Annotated in this window: 13 protein-coding genes and 1 pseudogene; 5 read left to right on the top strand and 9 right to left on the bottom strand. The window is 41.7% G+C overall.

The window, feature by feature from the left end; translation table 11 throughout:
- Window positions 1–56: 56 nt before the first annotated feature.
- The 5 genes from AQPE_RS09870 to AQPE_RS09850 all read right to left on the bottom strand — a co-directional run bounded on the left by AQPE_RS09870 (window position 57) and on the right by AQPE_RS09850 (window position 7138).
- Window positions 57–1448, bottom strand: coding sequence for an efflux transporter outer membrane subunit (locus AQPE_RS09870; protein WP_318350891.1), 1392 nt, complete (start codon window positions 1446–1448; stop codon window positions 57–59).
- Between the two features lie 22 nt (window positions 1449–1470).
- The gene (locus tag AQPE_RS09865) at window positions 1471–4644 is read right to left on the bottom strand and encodes an efflux RND transporter permease subunit (protein WP_318350890.1); all 3174 of its coding nucleotides are present in this window, start codon (window positions 4642–4644) and stop codon (window positions 1471–1473) included.
- Window positions 4645–4656: 12 nt separating this feature from the next.
- Entirely contained in the window at window positions 4657–5850 is a 1194-nt protein-coding gene (locus AQPE_RS09860) for an efflux RND transporter periplasmic adaptor subunit (RefSeq protein WP_318350889.1), read from the bottom strand.
- Window positions 5851–5864: 14 nt separating this feature from the next.
- The gene (locus AQPE_RS09855; protein WP_318350888.1) at window positions 5865–6311 is read right to left on the bottom strand and encodes a MarR family winged helix-turn-helix transcriptional regulator; all 447 of its coding nucleotides are present in this window, start codon (window positions 6309–6311) and stop codon (window positions 5865–5867) included.
- A 119-nt stretch (window positions 6312–6430) separates the two neighbouring features.
- The gene (locus tag AQPE_RS09850; RefSeq protein ID WP_318350887.1) at window positions 6431–7138 is read right to left on the bottom strand and encodes a hypothetical protein; all 708 of its coding nucleotides are present in this window, start codon (window positions 7136–7138) and stop codon (window positions 6431–6433) included.
- 159 nt (window positions 7139–7297) lie between these two features.
- On the opposite strand from AQPE_RS09850, the gene AQPE_RS09845 reads away from it, so the two are divergent.
- Both AQPE_RS09845 and AQPE_RS09840 read left to right on the top strand, forming a co-directional pair.
- Window positions 7298–7744: a DUF2147 domain-containing protein gene (locus tag AQPE_RS09845; RefSeq protein ID WP_318350886.1), complete on the top strand. Its 447-nt coding sequence runs from the start codon at window positions 7298–7300 to the stop codon at window positions 7742–7744.
- A gap of 342 nt (window positions 7745–8086) precedes the next feature.
- On the top strand, window positions 8087–9769 hold the full coding sequence (locus AQPE_RS09840; protein ID WP_318350885.1) for a S41 family peptidase: 1683 nt from the start codon (window positions 8087–8089) through the stop codon (window positions 9767–9769).
- A gap of 212 nt (window positions 9770–9981) precedes the next feature.
- Here the strand turns inward: AQPE_RS09840 and AQPE_RS09835 are convergent.
- Both AQPE_RS09835 and AQPE_RS09830 read right to left on the bottom strand, forming a co-directional pair.
- A pseudogene (locus AQPE_RS09835) lies at window positions 9982–10920 on the bottom strand (IS256 family transposase, variant Zn-binding type); the annotation flags it as partial.
- A 274-nt stretch (window positions 10921–11194) separates the two neighbouring features.
- Window positions 11195–12112 (bottom strand): HU domain-containing protein, encoded by a 918-nt coding sequence (locus tag AQPE_RS09830; RefSeq protein ID WP_318350884.1) that lies wholly within the window; start codon window positions 12110–12112, stop codon window positions 11195–11197.
- A 167-nt stretch (window positions 12113–12279) separates the two neighbouring features.
- Here AQPE_RS09830 and galE point away from each other — a divergent pair, with 167 nt between their 5' ends.
- A complete protein-coding gene (gene galE, locus AQPE_RS09825) occupies window positions 12280–13305 on the top strand; it encodes a UDP-glucose 4-epimerase GalE (protein ID WP_318350883.1) in 1026 nt (341 codons plus the stop codon).
- 107 nt (window positions 13306–13412) lie between these two features.
- Here galE and AQPE_RS09820 read toward each other — a convergent pair whose 3' ends face one another.
- Window positions 13413–15554 carry a S46 family peptidase gene (locus AQPE_RS09820; RefSeq protein ID WP_318350882.1) on the bottom strand — a complete coding sequence of 714 codons (2142 nt, stop codon included), beginning with the start codon at window positions 15552–15554 and terminating at the stop codon, window positions 13413–13415.
- Window positions 15555–15778: 224 nt separating this feature from the next.
- Here AQPE_RS09820 and rfbB point away from each other — a divergent pair, with 224 nt between their 5' ends.
- Together rfbB and AQPE_RS09810 are read left to right on the top strand one after the other, a co-directional pair.
- Complete coding sequence (rfbB, locus tag AQPE_RS09815; RefSeq protein ID WP_318350881.1) at window positions 15779–16831, top strand: dTDP-glucose 4,6-dehydratase; 1053 nt, start codon at window positions 15779–15781, stop codon at window positions 16829–16831.
- A gap of 169 nt (window positions 16832–17000) precedes the next feature.
- A complete protein-coding gene (locus AQPE_RS09810) occupies window positions 17001–18572 on the top strand; it encodes an amidase (RefSeq protein WP_318350880.1) in 1572 nt (523 codons plus the stop codon).
- A 40-nt stretch (window positions 18573–18612) separates the two neighbouring features.
- Here AQPE_RS09810 and AQPE_RS09805 read toward each other — a convergent pair whose 3' ends face one another.
- Entirely contained in the window at window positions 18613–20151 is a 1539-nt protein-coding gene (locus AQPE_RS09805) for a PepSY-associated TM helix domain-containing protein (protein ID WP_318350879.1), read from the bottom strand.
- Window positions 20152–20220 lie beyond the last annotated feature (69 nt).

Here is a 20220-nt window from a genome sequence, read left to right as displayed (position 1 = left end):
TCACGGATTTGAAGAGGACTTAGGTACTCAGGCTCTCAGGTACTTTGTCACTTTTTTTATTTCCAGCCGCCGCCCAATGCACGGTATAGCGTAACCACTGCATTTAGTTGTTGCAACTGGTCATTCACGCTGTTAAGTTGAGCTGACAACAAACTGGTTTGTGCATTTAAGACCTCGGTATAGGTTGCCGAACCATAAGTCAGCAATTCTTTGGTGTAGTCAACCGATTTGATCAACGCATCGAGCTGTAGTTTGCGCAAAGCAATTTTCCGAACCGACGATTCGTACAATCCCAACGTATTGTGAACTTCCTGACCCGCTTTAAGCAAAGTATTCCTGAAGCTGATTAAGGCTTCTTCCTGTTGGGCTTTGGCCACTTTGAGCCGAGTTGCATTGATGCGCTTGTTGAACAGCGGTTGAGCCAATCCTCCAATTACATTCGCCGCAAACGATGTCGGATCGAGCAACTTGTTGAGATCGGCTGCAGCAAAACCAGTTGATGCAGTCAATGTTAATGCTGGATAAAAATAGGCACGCGCACTGCTGGTGGTTTCGTAAGCGCTCATCACGGCAAATTCGGCCTGCATCACATCCGGACGATTGTCGAGCAATTGGGCAGGAACACCTGTTTTCAGAATCGATGACAACGTTTGGTCTTCAATTTTTCCTCGTTCCACTGTTCCCGGAACACGGCCAAGCAGCAAACAAAGTGCATTTTCGGCTTCGCGAATTTGCTGTTGCAGATCAGGAATAGTGACCTCGGCAGCATAGCGAACGGCTTCGCTTTGAACAACCGCCGCCCCGTTTACCCTACCGCTTCCCTGTAACACCTTCAGGGTTTCAACCAAATCGATGTTATTTTTCACGGTTTGTTGCGTAATTGCAAGTTTAGCATCGAGTCCGGCCAAGGTGTAATAAGCCGAAGCAATACTTGAGATTAGGCGGGTTTGAACAGCCTTTCTTCCAGCATCGCTAGCCATAAAATTAGCATAAGCTCCTCGTTTTGCACTGCTCAGCTTTCCCCATAAATCCACTTCCCAGCTTGCTTCACCCGAGAGCTGATAGGTATTTACTTCTCGTGGACCGTTAGGATAAATCGATTCCGGATTCCGGGTATATACCTCTTTCCCGTTTACTGAAACACTGGGTAAAAGAGCCGCTTTACTTTGTTTTAAATAGCCTTCAGCTTCTTCAACTTTCTTTATAGCAAGCAGCAAATCGGGATTGTTGTCGAGTCCTTCCTGAATGAGTTTTTGCAGTTGGTTCTCGGTAAACAGCTCGCGCCAGGGTTGGTTTGCCATGGTCACCGAATCAGTTACCAACGTGTCGCCAAATAGTTTATCGGTCGATACTGTTCCCCGCTGATAATGTCTCGATGTGCTGCACGAAACCAATGTTGCAGCCAAACCGGTAATCAGGATTATCCTTTTTATTGAATTTGTTCTCATAATTCTCGTGTTTCTGTTTTCGTCAACCTTCATATTCTTCATCTTCACCTTCCAGGCAGTTCATTTCCGAAATTTGCTGCTTTTCTGGTTTTGTTAGCTTTTCCTGAAGGGTCTGGAATATCGCAAACATGGTTGGGATGACCAAAATACCAATCATGGTTCCGATTAACATACCACCAACCGCGCCCACTCCAATTGAGCGGTTGCCATTTGCACCCACACCTCCGCCAATAACTAAAGGAAACAAACCAACGATAAATGCAAACGAAGTCATGAGGATCGGTCGTAAACGAGCTGTTGCCCCCTCAATGGCCGATTGCAAGATGCTCATTCCACGGTGGCGGCGTTGCAAGGCAAACTCAACAATCAGGATGGCATTTTTGGCCAGCAACCCGAGGAGCATGATCAACGAAATCTGAAGATAGATGTTATTTTCGACACCCATAATTTTAGCAAAAATGAATGAACCCGCAATACCAATTGGTAAAGAGAACAGGATCGAAAGTGGCAAAATAAAACTTTCGTATTGCGCAGCCAGCAGGAAATATACGAAAACTACGCTCAGCAAAAGGATCAGGATCGATTGGTTTCCTGAAGCAATTTCTTCGCGTGTTAATCCAGAGAATTCGTAACCATAACCCTGAGGCAACGTTTGTGCTGCCACTTCCTGTACGGCCTTAATCGCATCACCGGTGCTATATCCGAAATTTGGCGCTCCGGTTACCGAAATGGCGGTGTACATATTGAAGCGTGAAATACTTTCAGGGCCATAAACCCTTTTTATTGAAATGAACTCGGTAATAGGAGCCATTTCTCCGGATGAAGTCCGCACAAACATGTTATCGATGTTTTCAAGGTTTCCACGGTAACTGGGTTCCGCTTGTACCATAATCCGGTACTGTTTTCCGAAACGGTTAAAGTCGGAAGCATAATAGCCACCAATATAACCTTGCATGACTGACAGCACTGAACTTACCGAAACGCCGGATTGTTTACAGCGAGCCACATTTACATCGATTTGATATTGAGGGAAATTGGTATTGAAGGAGGTCATGGCATATTGAATCTCCGGACGTTTTGACAACATACCCAGGAATTCCCGTGCATTTTGTTCAAATACTTTGATGTCTCCTCCTGTTTTATCTTCCAGTTTAAGGTCAAACCCGTTCGTCATACTGAATCCGGGAACCATTGGAGGTGAAACGATAATTATTTTTGCATCCCGAATTCCTGAAGTAGCTGCATATAATTTGGCAATTACACTGTTCTGATCCTGTCCTTTTTCTTTACGTTCCTTAAAAGGTTTCAGGGCACAAATCAACATTCCATACGAACTTCCGCTTCCGCTAATCAGCGAGTTTCCAACAATTGCGGTACGTCCGTCCATTTCAGGTATAGAAGAGGCAATACTGTCAACTTTAAAAATAACCTGCTTGGTTCGTTCAAGCGAGGTTGCTGGTGGTAGGCTTACATCAACAAACAGCTTTCCGGTATCTTCACTTGGAACAAAGCCGCTCGGTGTTGTTTTCATCAACACGATAAGTATGGCAGTGAAAGTTATTATAAGTCCGATGGCTACCCATTTGCGAGAAACAAAGAAATTGACTGTTTTCCGGTAGCGGTCAGTCATTGTTTCGAAAGCCACATTAAACGATGTATAAAACCGTTTCATAAAGCCATTCTGGTGTGCCGAACTCTCGTTGTGTGGTTTCAGAAATATGGCGCAAAGAGCCGGACTCAGGGTTAAAGCATTAACTGCTGAAATAACAATCGCTACTGCCAGTGTTACTCCAAACTGTTTGTAGAACACTCCGGTTGTACCGGTAATAAAGGTAACAGGAATAAACACTGCCGACATAACCAAGGTGATAGAAACGATGGCAGATGATATCTCGTCCATTGCCGAAACGGCGGCTTCCTTGGCATTTTTTGCACCCTGGTCGAGTTTGGCATGAACCGCTTCGACCACCACAATGGCATCGTCGACCACAATACCGATGGCCAAAACGAGTGCGAACAAAGTCAGCAGGTTAATTGTAAATCCGAAAATATTCAGGAAAAAGAAGGTTCCAATAATAGCAACCGGAACCGAAATGGCTGGAATCAGTGTTGCCCTGAAATTCTGCAGAAAGATGAAAACTACAATAAATACAAGTAGAAATGCTTCCAGCAAGGTATGAAGCACCTTATCGATTGAGCTATCCAAAAATTCGTTGGCATCAATTGTAATCTTGTATTTAATCCCGGCGGGAAATGTTTTGGATGCTTCTTCGATTACTTTCTTTGACTGAATAATCACATCGCGGGCATTCGATCCCGGCGATTGAAAAATGGCAACTGTAATGCCCGGCCTACCCATGGCCGAAGTGGACACCCCATAGCTCAGCGCGCCAAGTTCGACGCGGGCTACATCTTTCAACCGCAAAATATTTCCGTCTTTGTCGGCCTTGATAATGATATTCTCGAATTCTGTCGGTTGACTGAGCTTTCCTTTGTATTTGAGAACATATTCGAATGACTGATCGTTGCGTTCGCCCAAACGTCCAGGCGCAGCTTCAAGATTTTGCTCGCTTAAGGCCGCGGTAATGTCGGCAGGTATCAAACCATAAGAAGCCATAATATCGGGTTTTAGCCAGATACGCATCGAATAATCTTTTCCTCCAAAAACCAAAGCCTCGCCAACGCCATTTACACGCTGAATTTGCGGAAGCAGGTTAATTTTGGCATAGTTCTGAAGGAACGTCTCGTCGAATTCGTCAACGTTGCTATAAACCGAAAAAATCAGGAGCATACTGGTTTGCCGCTTCGAAACAGTTACGCCTGAACGGGTAACTTCAGCAGGAAGAATGCTGGTGGCGCGGGATACACGGTTTTGAACATTCACTGCTGCCATATCGGCGTTGACACCCTGCTTAAAGAAAACCTGAATCGTACCAGATCCGAGGTTACTCGCCGAGGAAGTCATATAGATCATGTTTTCTACCCCATTGATTTGTTCTTCAAGCGGGACAACTACACTTTTCAGTACAGTTTCGGCATTGGCTCCGGTGTAATTTGCCGATACCTGAATGGTTGGAGGCGCAATATCGGGATATTGCTCAATGGGCAGGCTTATCAATCCGAGTACTCCCAGAATGACAATAATGATTGAAATGACCGATGAAAGAATCGGACGTTCTATAAATTTTCGAAACATAGTTGTCTGAATTTAATTTTTACCCTGATTGGTAGCAGCTGGTGTATTCTCTGAAAGGCTTCCGGCTTCTACCAGTTTCGGTTTGATTTCGGTATCGTTTCGTAATGAAGCAATTCCCTGAAGTACAATCTGATCGCCAACTTTCAGTCCGTTGGTTACCACATAAGAATCCTTCAGGTTGCCGCTGACTATTTGAATTTCGGTATTGTGAACTTTGTTATCAGAACCAACTAAATAAACAAAGTATTTACCCTGTAATTCGTAAGTTGTTTTCTGTGGAATAATAATCGCTGAATTAATAAACTGTGGAATACGTACCATACCGCTACCACCACTTCGCAACAATCCTTCCGTATTTGGGAATGTAGCCCGGACGTTGATCGATCCGGTTTGCTGATCAATTAATCCGCTGGCTGTTTCAATGCGACCTGGCTGTTCATAAACCGAGTTGTCGGCCAAAACGAGCGAAACATCGGGTAATTTTGCAAATTTTTCCTGAAGATTTTTTCCTTCCAATCCTTTTACCAGCGTCAAAAATTCCTTTTCATTAAATGAAAAATAGGCATACACTTTGGCAGTATTCGAAACTGTGGTCAAAGGTTCGGCAGAAGTGCTGCTTACCAGACTACCCACGCGGTAGGGGAAGGTGCCGATTGTTCCTTCGGCAGGGCTGGTAATAACTGTATATTGTAGGTTGGCCTTTGCATTTTCGAGGTTAGCTTTAGCCTGCGCCAGTTGTGCTTCTTTGGCTTTGAGGGTTGAACTAACTGATTCCAGCTCAAATTTGCTGATGATATTCTTTTCAACCAGCGGCTTGGTTTTCTCCAGATTGATTGCTGCCGAATTAACATCAGCTTCGGCAACTTTAACTGAAGCTTCAGACGAACGCACGGCTGCCTGAAGATCGTTGGCATTCAGGCGAAAAAGTGCCTGACCTTTTTTTACGAACGCACCTTCGTCAACCATAATTTTATCGATGTATCCGGCAATCTTTGAGCGGATTTCCACCGTTTGCTGTCCTTCAAGTTTTGCAGCATAATCTTTAAAAAGTGTGGTTGACTGCTGTGTTACTGCAATCACAGGATATTCTTTTACCTGACCTGCGGCTCCTCCGGGAGCACCTCCCTGTTGTTTCTGACCGCACGAAACTATTGCAAGCGCAATTAGTCCCAAACTCAAATTTCTGATTTGTTTCATTGTTCTCATATTGTAATTTAATTTTATTGTCTCTGTTCAATTAAAAATCCACCATTTTCCTGAATCTTATTCAATACCCTGCCAAAAGCGAGGTAGTCATCCTCGTCAACCCCTGAAAGGAGTTTAGAGGATACTTCAAAATTCAGCTCAGTAATTTTATTCATAATTTCAGTTCCCTTTGTAGTTAATATAAGGTTTTTTTTACGCTTATCGGTTCTGTTGGGAAGACGAACCACATATTCCTTTTCGATTAAGCCATTCATTTGTCTAACGACAATCGACTTGTCTTTTTGCAAATGATTAGCTATATCCTGCTGAATTAGGTCTCCTTTTGAATCGATCAGTAGAAGCATAATGAATTGTTCGAATGTCAGTTCAATATCTCTGTTTCGAAATTCAACGGCAACCTGATTCAAAAAAATCCTAAGAGGAAGACCTAAAATATAACCCAATGGTTTAACCTGCTCCATACAAAAATCTTACTTTCGGCGAAAGTACTCCACAATGGTTGACTTATGCAACTATTGTTTGTTAAAAACATTAAACTTTAAAAAAAAATAATTCACCGGACTAACATTGTCCTTCAGCTTTAATTTTCAGTCGAAAAGAGGAGCCCAGTCCCAAATGTCAGGAAATGCTTATCTTCATAAGGATTGTAAGTATAAGTAAGAATAAGTGGAATCGATAATCTGGAAGAAAGTTTGAATTCCTTGCTGAGTGCGACTCCGGAGTTAATTACAGCAAACTTTTCGGCATAGAATCCATTGAACGGAGTTAATCCGGCAAAAGGTTCGGCATCAATGCCCAAAACAGCAAAAGGATATTTTAATTCGAGGTAGGTAGAATAAAATGGATTTCCGGTCGCTTCATTTTTATCACCAGCGACAAACATTCCAAACATCCACTTTATACGATTCTTTTCGCCCGAATAATTATCAAGCGTTATTTCAAGCGAGTGCCTGCACTCTCCGTCTTTAAAATTCAAGAACTGGTTTTTTTCACCAACTGAAGGATTATAGTAGTCTAAAATGGAAAAGGTAAGTTCTCCAAATTGCCAATATGGAATAAGGTCTATTTCTGCATAACTGTTGTTGATCGTTTTTGCAGCCCAGATATTAAAACCAAAATTAGATCCGGCAAAAGTTATCGAAGGTTCTATTGCAGGAGCATCTCCTAATTTTGTTCCGCGCCAAATATGCCTGCTTTGAATCATAACTTCAGCTTCAGAAAAACTGATTTGTGAAAATACGTGGACGTTAATGGCCAAAAAAAGTATGGTAATTGCTATTCGGAACATAATGGGGGATTTTTACTCAAAATTAATTCTTTTGATCAGGGAAAGTGCCTTGCTTTCAAAAAAATACCGTAAAAAGTTTAAAAGCTTGTGATAAATGACACACAAAAGCCGCTTTTACAATTATCAGAAAAAATAATTAAATTGCTAAAAAATAAGCTTATGAAACGACTTGGTTTGATTTTAGTTCTCTGCTTGCTTATTTCGCGAGCGTTTGCTCAGGATGCACAGAAAATTATAGGTATTTGGTGGAATGATGAAAAAACTTCGAAAATTGAAGTGAAAGAGGAAAACGGAAAATTTGTTGGAACGGTGATTTACATTAATCCGGAAAAATATGTAAATGGTGAACCTGAGAAGGACAATATGAATCCGGATGTCAAGTTACGTTCGCGTTCAAGATTGGGTTTGCAGATTTTGTCTGAACTTAAATTCAATGCTTCGGATAAAGAATGGCAGGGTGGTCGTATTTATGATCCAAAGAATGGTAAAACTTACGATTGCTTTGCGTGGTTCGACAAAGATGCCAATGTTTTGAATCTTAAAGGTTACGTGGCTGGAATCAAATGGCTTGGAAGATCGACTGTCTGGACACGTACCACCAAATAGTCTAAGTAAAGGTTATTAATCTAACGTTCCAATAAGTCACTTGTAGTCATTAAATTGATGATTACAAGTGACTTTCTATTTCAACTTGAGCTATACACCTCTCTCATTATCAGAAGCATTGCAAGTGATTGTTTCGAGACTTAAGATCAGGGTTAAGAATAATTAACTTTTTAGATTTAAACGTAAGCCGATAAGAACAAAGCTTTTACTATTTTTGTTTTTCATTTTACGAATCAGGAGCCATGAAACGATTCATATCTGAAAAGGAGCTTGTATTAGCAACTTGATATTTTCCACTTCTGGCATTCTCTTCAGAAAACATTAATTAACAACGCATTAGAAATGAAATTTTCCAAAACAAAAAAAGCAGCAATTGTCGTTGTCGGAATATTTGCTTTTGCTATTAGCTTCTATGGCTTTAAACAAGACGATAAAAACTTTCAAATAGCCAAAAACCTTGATATTTATTACACACTGTTTCGGGAATTAAACCTGTTTTATGTTGATGACGTTGACCCGACTAAGTTGGTAAAAACCAGTATCGATAAAATGCTCGAATCACTCGACCCGTACACCAACTTTATTCCTGAAGATGATATTGAAGATTTCCGGTTCATGACCACTGGCGAGTATGCTGGTATCGGAGCCTTAATCAGTAAACAGAAAGGTAAGATTTTGATTGCTGAGCCCTATGAAGGATTCCCTGCGCAGAAAAGCGGATTGAAAGCTGGTGACGTTTTGTTGGAGGTAGCCGGTAAATCAACCGAAAAACTTTCGACGGAAGATGTTAGTGCTCTTTTGAAGGGTCCAGCCAACAAAGCGGTTGTAGTTAAGGTGCAACGATACGGACAGAAGAAGCCGATGGATGTTGAAATTATGCGCGAAAAAATTCAGATCGATCCGGTTCCTTATTACGGAATGCTTGATAGCGAAACCGGTTATATTCGATTGTCGAACTTTACTGAAAATTGCACCGAAAGAGTAAAAATGGCTCTGATTGAACTAAAGGAAAAGCACGGAGCAAAAACTTTAGTTTTGGATCTTCGTTCAAATCCGGGAGGTTTATTGATTGAAGCAGTAAGAATTGCCAATTTGTTCGTACCTAAAGGTCAGGAAATTGTAAGCACAAGGGGAAAAGTAAAACAATGGGATAAAGTTTATACTGCTACCGAAAGTCCGATTGATACAATCATGCCTATTGCTGTATTGGTTAACCGAGGCTCGGCCTCAGCTTCTGAAATTGTGGCCGGTGCTATTCAGGATCTCGATCGTGGTATGATTATCGGAACGCGCACATTCGGGAAAGGCCTTGTTCAAACCACGCGCGACCTGAGCTACAATGCCAAACTAAAAATAACTACAGCCAAATATTACATTCCAAGTGGACGGTGTATTCAGGCGCTTGACTATACTCACCGAAACGAAGACGGAAGTGTAGGAATTGTCCCAGATTCACTCATTTCAAAATTTAAAACAAAAAAGGGACGTATAGTTTTTGATGGTGGAGGTGTTGCCCCGGATCTCACGGTTGAAGATGAGACTTTGAGTAACCTGGCTACCAATTTAGTAACAGGCTCTCTTATTTTTGACTTTGCTACGTATTACAATAGTAAGACAGAAAAAATAGCATCTCCTGAGGAGTTTGTAATTACGCCTGAAATTTATGCTGATTTTATCCAGTTTGTTAAAGGACAGGACTTTAAATACGAATCGAAGACCGAATCAGAATTGGACAATCTGTTGGAAGTTGCCAAACGTGAAAAGTATTACGATATCTCGAAAGATGAATTTGAAAACCTGAAGCTAAAACTTGGGCACAATCTGGATCAGGATCTTGAACATTTCAAAAAGGAGATTTCTGAATTATTGGCTGATGAAATTGTTTCAAGATACTATTATCAAAAGGGAGCAATAAAAGCGGCTTTACGAGACGATTCGGATGTTACTAAAGCTTTGGATATATTGCACAAACCTGATGGATACGCTGCAATTTTTGATTCGGGTAGAATTATAAAAGCAAACTAATTGAATCTTTTGATGTACCAGGTAATGTACTGAAAAATAGTTGGTGATTTTTAGAATAATAATTTGTAAACTCCCGCCATTAATCTGAAGAGGAAACAGGCTCTGGTGGAGATCAACTTGTCAGCAATAAGATTAATGCATTTACAGTAATACAAGGGCAGTCAGTTTGGCTGCCTTTTTGTATTACTGGGATGCTACATGGCTAAAAAAACTCATTTTTCGTTTGTAAAATAGATGTACCATTTGATGAAGTTGATCCGATGTTTTACCGTTAATCCACGATGGATATCCAGGTGATTTTTCAGATGACTGAAATAGCCTTCTATCCCATTTGTGGTCTTTGGAATAGCAGGGTTTGACAGGTAATGAAACATGTTTGGCAAAGCCCGTTTGATGGTTATATAAGAACGCCTGAGTAGTTTATGGGTATACCAATACCTCCCGGTTTCTGTATTATAGGTTCGTTCATTCAGGTAATCTTTGTGAAATTCATGCCAACTTAGAAATTCTCTGGTCCAGTAAATACGGTCATTTTCAGTTTCGATTTTAAGAATCTGTAGCACCAATCTGCGTAACTGTTGTCCTGCTGGGTGCCTGGGATAACGGGTCAGCCATATCAGGCACATGCGTTGAATATGAACCAGGCAACGCTGCACAATGGCATCAGGAACTGACTTCCGGATGGCTTTCAGAGCACTTTTATGACCATCGCTTGTGATACTTTCAATCTGTATCCCCAGCTTGAGCAAATTAGCAAGATCTTCCCTGATCTCTTCATAATGCTCCCCATCAGTAAAACGCAATAACTGAGTATAGCCGTCATAGTCGTCCTGATAACATACCACACAAAACTTTGCAAAATAGGTAGCATCTATTCGAAAATGAACACCCTCTCGCTTGATTATTTTTATCCGAGGGGCTTGCTCTAATAACTGGTAGAATGTCCGTTGAAGTGTATCCCTGCACAAACCGCTGTCTCTGCTTAATGTCTGATATGTCTGACGTTCCAGAACCCATTTCCGAAACCAAACGAACCTGTTTTGGACACGCTGCTCTGGTCGATTATCGGTTAGAAAAATATCACACCTTTTGCACTTAAAACGTTGTTTCCCGTTTTGTTTTCCCCAACGAATTACATCAGTATAACCACATGCCCAACAGCGTTTTTTTTGATTTTTTCATAAACATAAAAAGTTTGATGAAACCAATTTCATCAAACTTCCTGTAATATCAATAGCAATGAGCTCTACAGAGCTTTTTACCAACTATTTTTCAGTAATATGCCAAAGGTTAAAAATAGATTGACTTGATTTCATACATCAATGTTAGAGGCCATTCCTGAATTTCAGGAGTGGCTTTTCCATTTCTACATCAAAGCATGGAATGTTCCTGAAATAAAAAAGCTCCTTTTGGAGCTTTCGGATATTAAGGGTTTACGTGGATCCAGACACCAGACGCGGGATTTTTAGATAACAAGGAATTTAGCTCCTTTTGTGCTTCATCCATCGTTGAAAATCCTTTTATAGCAACTCGGTTCAAACCTTTGAAGACCCCCAGATTTTGTCCGTTGTATCCTTGTTCTTTAAGTTGCTGAATGTATTTATCGGCATTTTCTTCGCTTTTGAAGCTTCCTCCAATGATGAAATATTTAAGTTGTTCAATCTCTGGTGCAGTAGTTACGTTAATGGATTTTTCAGTCAAATTCTGTTCCTGAGTTTGTATCGGCGCCGTCGGGGTGCTTTGAATCAGTGTTTCCCACAGGCCCATATCTGATTTGGACAAATACTCATTGTTCTTTTTCATCGGAATGAGAGCCATCGCAATCAATAATGGAATGGCAATTGCAAGTTTCTTTAGCTTGCGTTGCTGAAAAATAACTGGAACGGGTTCACGATATTCAACCTTAATAGCTGGTTTGGGCATTTGCCGCTGATAGAGCTTTTCGTAAGAGAAGTTTTGTAATCCGTACGATTCCACCAACAGGTTTTGTTTCAGCTGAGGTTCGAATTGCAAGTTTTCTCTTGAATCGTAATGCAAATAGCCAACACTGTCGAAATAGACATTGCGGTTTCGCTCCAGGTTCAGCATGGTTTCTTCAACAAAACTATCGAGCTTCTGTTTGGCATTGAAATAATCGATGCCTTCAGCTTCTGAAATGTAATTAATCAGCAATCCATCGTTGGAAATAAGCTTGTTATTAAAAGCAATTTCTTTTGTGGGAGGGAAAAATTGATTGTTTTCGATCGTAGCCGGTTTGTAGTTGGCCACAAATCCACCGAATTCAGGAATGATGACACAATCATTCAAAAGCAAGAGTTCCTTTATGTATTGACTAATTTCCACGCTTTACATGTTTAATTAGTCAAAAGTAAGAAATTTAAGCATTGCTTCAAGGCAAAGTTTTCAACAGTTAAACTTTTGTTATGTAAAAAATCTTTATCTCGCACTTTAAGATTAAGGAATCCAGATTATTCATAAATTTGCGACTCATCTAAAATAAAGGTCATAACATGAAACAAATTTTAGTTACCGGTGGCACCGGATACATTGGCTCGCATACGGTAGTTGTGTTGCAAAATGCAGGTTTTGAGGTTATTATTATCGATAATCTTTCAAATTCGGGCACTGAATCATTGGATGGTATTGAAAAGATTACCGGTATTCGTCCGATCTTCGAGCAGTTTGATTTAATTGAAAAAGATAAGGTAGAAGCCTTTTTTACTAAATATCCAAAGATTGAGGCAATCATTCATTTTGCTGCTTCAAAAGCAGTGGGCGAATCAGTTGACAAGCCTTTGTTGTATTACCGGAATAACTTGGTTTCATTGATTAACCTGTTGGAATGCCAGATTAAATTCGGGGTTTCGAATATTGTTTTTTCATCGTCGTGCACAGTTTACGGTCAGCCCGACAAATTGCCTGTTACTGAACAAACTCCACGGAAAGATGCCGAGTCGCCTTATGGAAATACCAAAAAGGTGAATGAAGATATTTTGCGCGATACCATTGTTGCAAATCCTCAGATTAAAGGGATTGCACTTCGCTATTTCAATCCGGTAGGAGCTCATCCATCGGCTCATATTGGGGAGCTTCCTGTAGGCGTGCCGGCAAATCTGGTTCCGTTTATTACTCAGTCGGCTGCTGGTTTGCGTGGCGAGCTAAAGGTTTACGGCGACGATTACGATACAAACGATGGTTCAGCGGTACGCGATTACATCAATGTAGTCGATCTGGCAAAAGCTCACGTAATTGCAGTAAATCGTTTGGTTGAAAATAAAAATAAGCAAGGATACGAGATTTTTAATCTCGGCACCGGAAATGGCGTTTCAGTTCTTGAAGCAATTCATGCTTTCGAAAAGGCTTCGGGTATCAAATTGAATTACAAAATTGTTGGTCGTAGGGCAGGGGATATCGAAAAAATATGGGCCGATACCACTTTTGCCAACGAGGAATTGGGTTGGAAAGCTGAAACTGGATTGGAAGAAACCATGCTCTCGGCCTGGCTTTGGGAAAAACGGGTTAGAGGTATTAAGTAAACTACCCATCAATATAACACAACAAAAAGGTCTGCCGTTTTCGGGCAGACCTTTTTGTTGTGTTATATTTCCGAGGAAGTTTTGAATCTGAAATTCAGTAGTTATAGTTATTTCGAAATATTCATTTCGTTCAGCAGATAACCAGCGCCACCGAATTTATCCATGATAAAAAGTGTATATCGAATATCAAGATTAATGCATCGTTGCAATGACGGCTCAAAAATAATGTCACCGCTCATCGATTCCCAGTTTCCGTCGAACGCAGTACCGATCAACTCTCCATTTTTATTCAGAACCGGGCTTCCAGAATTGCCACCAGTAATGTCGTTGTTGGTGAGGAAATCAACTGGCATACGGCCATCTTTCAGTGCATATTGACCGAAATCTTTTGAGTTGTAGAGTTCTTTCAATTTAGCCGGAACTACAAATTCCCAGTTGTTAGGATCCTCTTTCTCCATTACGCCATCCAATGTGGAAACGTAATCGTAGATCACTGCGTTTTTGGGCGAATAATTCAAAACTTTTCCGTAGGTCAAACGCATGGTGAAGTTTGCATCAGGATACATGGCTTTTCCGGCATTCATATCCAGCGTTCCGGCGATGTACTGTTTTTGGCCTTTTGCATAAAGCGAACGGTATTGTTCAATCTCGTGATTGTATTTTGAAATCGCATCAGCAATATTTTTTCCCGCTACATATGCAGGGTCGTTTGCAATTGCTGTTTTATCTCCGGCCAGTGCTTCTTTCATTTTTTCTTCAGAAACAAAAACCGATTGGTTAAACATCGCATCGACATAGGCGTCGATGTTGCCTTGATAGTCGGTATCAATTGTTTTATAGAAGTCAGGAAGGTCGGCTTGGGTCACTTTTTCCTTAAAAAGTTTAAGCATCGCTTTTGCAACTTTCAGGTCGGTTGCAACATTGTAATCTTTGTAGAAATCAGACGGACTCATTACGATGTTTGGCCTGCCACCTTTTCCTTCACTCTGACTATCTTCAGTTTTGGGGGCAAAGCGCACTGCGGCAGATGTTAATTCTATCGAATTAAGCGCTTCCATATAGTATTTCAAGGTAAATTGAAGTTTTGCACGTCCTTCAATTGCCGACTTCACATCAGATAACGCATTTCCGTATTTTTCAATCCGTTTAGGATCGGCAGCAACCCATTCCGAAAACGCCTTTTCTTCGGCAACTCTTCGGTCATAAACTTTCAGCTTGGCAAAAGTCTCGTTCATTCCAATCGACTTTTTCCATGAATTGGATGATCCGGCATATTTACTGGCATACATGAGCCTGATTTTAGGATCGGCAACCATATCGGTCATCAAAATGTTTTGACGGATTCCTCTGACCAGAATGGTAATTGCATTAGTAATTTCGCTGGTTTCTTTTACTTCGTATGAAGTCATGAAACGGTTGGTTCTTCCCGGATAACCCATAATCATGGCCGGATCGTTCTGATTCACTCCTTTGAGCGAAATCGTCAGGAATTTCTTTGGTTTATAAGATACATTGTCTTTGGAGTATTCAGCAGGATTATTGTCTTTATCGGCATAAATACGGAACATGCTGAAATCGCCGGTATGACGCGGCCACATCCAGTTGTCAGTATCAGCTCCAAATTTACCAATTGAAGAAGGTGGCGCTCCGACAAAGCGAATGTCGTTGTAGGTTTTTGAAATAACCAAATAGTACTGATTATTGCCGTAAAACGAAACGACTCTTCCTTTTAGGTATTTGTTACTACCAATTGCCTGATTGGCCAATTGGTCTGAGACTTTTTTCAAGGCATCTTCTTTAGAAGTTGGATCAGTTGCTGAGGCCAAAGCTTCAGTGACTTCCCTGGTAACATCTTCAAATCGGTCGAGAAAAGTAACCGTTAGTCCGGGTGCCGGAATTTCTTCTTCGTGATTCTTGGCCCAGAAACCGTTCAGCAAGTAATTGTGATCGACTGAACTTAACTTCTGAATTGATCCATAACCACAATGGTGGTTGGTCAAAACCAACCCGTCTTGCGATATAATTTCAGCAGTACACCCGCCGCCAAATTGCAAAACGGCATCTTTTAAACTGGAGTTGTTGATGTCGTAAATGTCTTTGGCCGAGAGCTTGAAACCCATGTCCGACATCGTTTTAATGTTCAGTTTTTGAATCAGAGGCAGCATCCACATGCCTTCGTCGGCTTTCAGAGTACCGCAGGTGAGAAGGATTGATAAAAGAAATAGTCCAATCTTTTTAATGTTTGTCATATCTTAATTTGGTTATTGATTGCCTAACAATTTTATAACTACAATAATAACATAAAAGAGCAGAGTTCAAAATGAGTTTTGCCAGCCTGAGAGGGATTATTAATTTGGTATTTGAATTAGGAGGAATTGTAATAAAAGACCCAAACTCTCGTTCTATGTTTCAAAATCTATCTGGAGTTTCTGCCTAATTGATTACTTTTGTTTATTGCTGAAAAATGAAACAGATGAAGACAATTCTGATTACCGGAGGTGCCGGATTTATAGGTTCGCACGTGGTGCGCCTTTTTGTGAATAAATATCCTGAATATAAAATTGTTAACCTCGATAAACTCACTTACGCCGGAAACCTGGCCAACCTGACCGACATTGAGGACAAACCGAATTATGAATTTGTGAAAGGCGACATCGTTGATGCCGAGTTTATCCTGAAGTTGTTCGTCGAAAGGCAATTCGACGGAGTAATCCATTTGGCTGCCGAATCGCATGTTGATCGATCGATAACTAATCCGACCGAGTTTGTGTTTACCAATGTGATTGGCACCGTGAATCTGCTGAATGCAGTTCGCCAAATTTGGAAAGACAATACCGAAGGCAAGCGTTTTTACCACATTTCGACCGACGAAGTCTATGGAAGTTTGGGCAACCAAGGGATGTTTACCGAAGAAACCGGTTACGATCCGCACAGTCCGTATTCGGCCTCAAAAGCCAGTTCCGATCATTTTGTTCGTGCATACCACGACACATTTGGTATTCCGGCAGTGGTTTCAAATTGCTCCAACAACTACGGTTCATTTCAGTTTCCTGAAAAGCTGATTCCACTGTTTATCAACAACATCAAGTTTAACAAAGCGCTTCCAGTGTATGGAAAAGGCGAAAATGTTCGCGACTGGTTGTGGGTTGAAGATCATGCCCGTGCCATTGATTTGATTTATCATGAGGGTAAGAACGGCGATACTTACAACATTGGTGGCCATAACGAATGGACAAACATCGACCTGATTAAAGTGATGTGCCGCATCATGGATCGCAAATTGGGTCGCGAAGCCGGAGAATCAGAAAAACTGATTACTTATGTGAAAGACCGCGCCGGTCACGATTTGCGTTATGCGATTGATTCTACAAAACTACAGAAAGAACTGAACTGGGTTCCAAGTCTCCAGTTCGAAGAAGGATTGGAGAAAACCATCGACTGGTACCTGACCAACACCGAATGGATGGAAAACGTAACCAGCGGCGATTACCAGAGCTATTACGAAAAGCAGTATCAGAATCGATAAGACAAGGAAAGTGTCATTAGTCATTAGCAAAGAGGAATGAGGAAAAAGAAAATTTCCTTCTTTGCAGTATTAGTCAGGGTTTCACTCGAAGTGAAGCCCTGACTTTTTTTGCACCTGTTGAATTCCTAAAGCTTTTTCTTAACTTGACGTTCCAATTTTACCAGATTTTATGAAACGCCGAAACTTCTTTAAAACCGCTGCATTAGGAGGAGGAACTCTTGCTTTTGCCCCGCTAAGTTCATGTGTTCAATCCACAACTCCGGCTTCTGCTCCGGAAGATTATTCAGCCTTCGAATTGAATGAAGTAACTATTGCGCAGCTTCAGGAGAAGATGAGTTCGGGAGCTTTATCTTCTGTAGAAATTACCCGGAAATACCTTGATCGGATTGAGCGAATCGACAAAAAGGGACCGGAACTACATTCGGTAATTGAAATCAATCCTGATGCACTAGATATTGCCCGACAATTGGACGATGAACGCAAATCGGGGAAAATCCGCGGCCCATTGCATGGTATTCCGATTCTGATAAAAGACAATATTGATACTGGCGACCGGATGCAAACCACGGCCGGATCGCTGGCTTTGGTTGGTGCACCGGCTCCCGACGATGCAATTATCGTTCGCAAATTGCGTGAAGCTGGTGTCGTACTGTTGGGCAAAACTAACCTGAGTGAATGGGCCAATTTTCGTTCCACGCATTCGTCGAGCGGATGGAGTGGGCGGGGCGGACAGGTACGCAATCCATTTTGTACCGATCGCAGTCCGTGTGGTTCAAGTTCCGGAACGGGAGCAGCTGTTTCGGCCAACCTTTGTGCGATCGGAATTGGAACTGAAACCGATGGATCGATCGTTTGTCCTTCAGGAATTAACGGAATTGTAGGAATCAAGCCAACCGTTGGATTGTGGAGTGGAGATGGTATTATCCCGATATCGCACAGCCAGGATACAGCAGGACCAATGGCACGCACCGTTTCGGATGCCGCAATTTTATTGGGAGCTTTGTCCGAAAAGAGTCAGGATTATTCGAAGGCACTGGACATTAACGGCCTGAGAAATGCCCGAATTGGTATTGCTTCCGATTTCTTTGGGTTTCATTCCGGAGTTGAAAAACTGATGGCTGATGCAATTCAGACACTGAAAACTGCAGGTGCCATAATTGTCGAAGATCTGAAGTTTGAAAATCAGCAGGAGTGGGGAAAGCTGGAATGGCAGGTGCTGATTTCGGAGTTCAAAGCCGATTTAAATGCTTACCTGAAAAGTAGGACAGGATTGAAAGTTCAGTCGCTGTCTGATTTAATTGAGTTCAATAAACAGAATGCGGATACGGAATTAAAATGGTTTGCTCAGGAAATATTTGAAGACGCCGAGAAAACGAAAGGATTGGAGGATCCAGTTTATCTGGAAGCACTTTCGAAAGTGCACGAAATGACCCGAAAAAATGGAATTGATTTGCTGATGGATAAGCATCAGTTGGATGCACTGATTGCCCCAACCAATGGACCTTCGTGGACAATAGATCTGGTCAACGGCGATCATTTTGGAGGCGGAAGTTCGGAGCCAGCTGCGATCTCGGGTTATCCAAACATTTCGGTTCCAGCCGGATATGTGCAGGGATTGCCTGTCGGAATTTCGTTCTTTGGTCGTGCCTGGAGCGAAGCAACTTTAATTAAATTGGCCTTTGCCTATGAGCAGGCCTCGAAGCATCGCAAAGCTCCTGGGTTTTTAAAGAGCATTTTCTGAAAGGAAAAGGTCATTGGTCATTAGAAAATTTTCTAATGACTCATTTCTGATGACTTTTTTTCCTGTAGCCCATCCACCAAATAAAGAATCCGCTGATTAGTACAACCAAAATACAGATTCCGGCAAGTGGAACATATAAAAGATAAAACATGCCTAAGATCGGCTCAAAAATGCGTCCGGTGTGAACTTCGAGCGAAAGGTTCCACAAAGAAATAGGGCTTTTCTGAATGATTTCATCGATCATTTCCCCAAATTCGGTATTGTTCCGAATCGGCAAGACTCCCTGATTGTAATCGAAATAAAACTCATTTCCGGAGGAATCGGCGAACCAGCCATCAATCATATCTTTCGAAACTGGCGGGCCTGCGATTTCTGGCGCCTGATAATTATTGCCAGAGAGATAATCGAAAACCTGACCGCTTAAGGGATTCCATAAAAACAAGCCATTGAACGAACCAACCAGATAGGTTGTTTCTCCTTTCTTTTCAAAGACATTGCAACCCATCACGCTTACCGGTGGTTCGCCCGGAAGACGGCGCATTGGCTCCCGGAAATTCTCGTCGGTAAAGAATATCCCATCGTATGTCGAAAAAAGGAAAATATGCTGTTGTTCGTCGTATAAAATGCGGCGAAGCTTGTCGTACCATGGATTTGGCGAACTCAGAACAGTTCCGGGTATGGGCGAAACCATCGAATTGGCAATGGCGATCAGCAGTGGTGGGCGTAGAAACATTCCAGTGATGGTTACGAAAATCAGGAATGGTATAAAAATCCAACCAAGTCTATTGTGCCAGTGCAGGTTGGTGTTTCGTGCCGAAACCAGAGCGGCATTGTCTTTTTTCTTTTCGCGGCGGCGTTTCAGCCACCTCGGAAAAATAAAATGCATCAAGCCGGTAAGCGAAATAATCAGGATAGCCAGACCAAATAAATCGACAACCAACTTCCCGACAGAACCCCAGATTTCTCCACTGTGCAGCAACCACAAGGTTTTAAATAGACTGGCCTTGCCAGTGTACCCTTCCGGTGCAGGAAGTTTGATGGTCTGAAATGAATTTCCATCGGCACTTTTCATCAGGAACGAACGGGTTTGAACCATAATCTCATTCTCTTTCAAAATCATATCAGTGATTCGTTCTTCGGAAACAGGTAAAGGTATTTTCTTCCATTGGTGTTGCCTGAAAGAATATTGATACAATCCAAAGTATGTTCCGGCAAAAAGCTTTCCTTCAGGAGTTTTTAGCATTTTGCTGATTTTCCGATTGTCGGTTCCATTTGGAAATCCGGCATTCCAATCCTGAAACGTTTTGAAATGATCGGTAGTGAGCCACACGCCAACGTTTCCGTAGACCAATGCCGAATCGCCGCCCTGCAGACAAACCGATTTTACCGCACCCTTATTCCAGTTTTGGTAGCTGTATTCTTCAGGCAAAATCGACCGATTGATGTCGATGGCCGAAATCAAGTCCCGGTGGTTCATGAAAATTCCGGAAAGACTAAACAGAATCACAAACAATGTGATTACAATTCCCGGCCATTTATGGAACTTCCGGAGTTTCTTTAGTATCGAGTTTTTAGTCATTGATTTAATTAATGGTTACAAATGTAGAAATTGGGCTGATCTGAAGATGTAACAATCGTTACAAATCAG

It is taken from the genome of Aquipluma nitroreducens (genome assembly GCF_009689585.1).
Lineage (GTDB): Bacteria > Bacteroidota > Bacteroidia > Bacteroidales > Prolixibacteraceae > Aquipluma > Aquipluma nitroreducens.
Note: the sequence above shows the minus strand (reverse complement) of the source record. Positions and strands in the feature narration are given on the sequence as shown.

Excerpts from the sequence above, each read along its gene's own strand:
- AQPE_RS09870 (WP_318350891.1), bottom strand. The coding sequence starts at position 1,448 with ATGAGAACAAATTCAATAAAAAGGATAATCCTGATTACCGGTTTGGCT.
- AQPE_RS09865 (WP_318350890.1), bottom strand. The coding sequence starts at position 4,644 with ATGTTTCGAAAATTTATAGAACGTCCGATTCTTTCATCGGTCATTTCA.
- AQPE_RS09860 (WP_318350889.1), bottom strand. The coding sequence starts at position 5,850 with ATGAGAACAATGAAACAAATCAGAAATTTGAGTTTGGGACTAATTGCG.
- AQPE_RS09855 (WP_318350888.1), bottom strand. The coding sequence starts at position 6,311 with ATGGAGCAGGTTAAACCATTGGGTTATATTTTAGGTCTTCCTCTTAGG.
- AQPE_RS09850 (WP_318350887.1), bottom strand. The coding sequence starts at position 7,138 with ATGTTCCGAATAGCAATTACCATACTTTTTTTGGCCATTAACGTCCAC.
- AQPE_RS09845 (WP_318350886.1), top strand. The coding sequence starts at position 7,298 with ATGAAACGACTTGGTTTGATTTTAGTTCTCTGCTTGCTTATTTCGCGA.
- AQPE_RS09840 (WP_318350885.1), top strand. The coding sequence starts at position 8,087 with ATGAAATTTTCCAAAACAAAAAAAGCAGCAATTGTCGTTGTCGGAATA.
- galE (WP_318350883.1), top strand. The coding sequence starts at position 12,280 with ATGAAACAAATTTTAGTTACCGGTGGCACCGGATACATTGGCTCGCAT.
- AQPE_RS09820 (WP_318350882.1), bottom strand. The coding sequence starts at position 15,554 with ATGACAAACATTAAAAAGATTGGACTATTTCTTTTATCAATCCTTCTC.
- rfbB (WP_318350881.1), top strand. The coding sequence starts at position 15,779 with ATGAAGACAATTCTGATTACCGGAGGTGCCGGATTTATAGGTTCGCAC.
- AQPE_RS09810 (WP_318350880.1), top strand. The coding sequence starts at position 17,001 with ATGAAACGCCGAAACTTCTTTAAAACCGCTGCATTAGGAGGAGGAACT.
- AQPE_RS09805 (WP_318350879.1), bottom strand. The coding sequence starts at position 20,151 with ATGACTAAAAACTCGATACTAAAGAAACTCCGGAAGTTCCATAAATGG.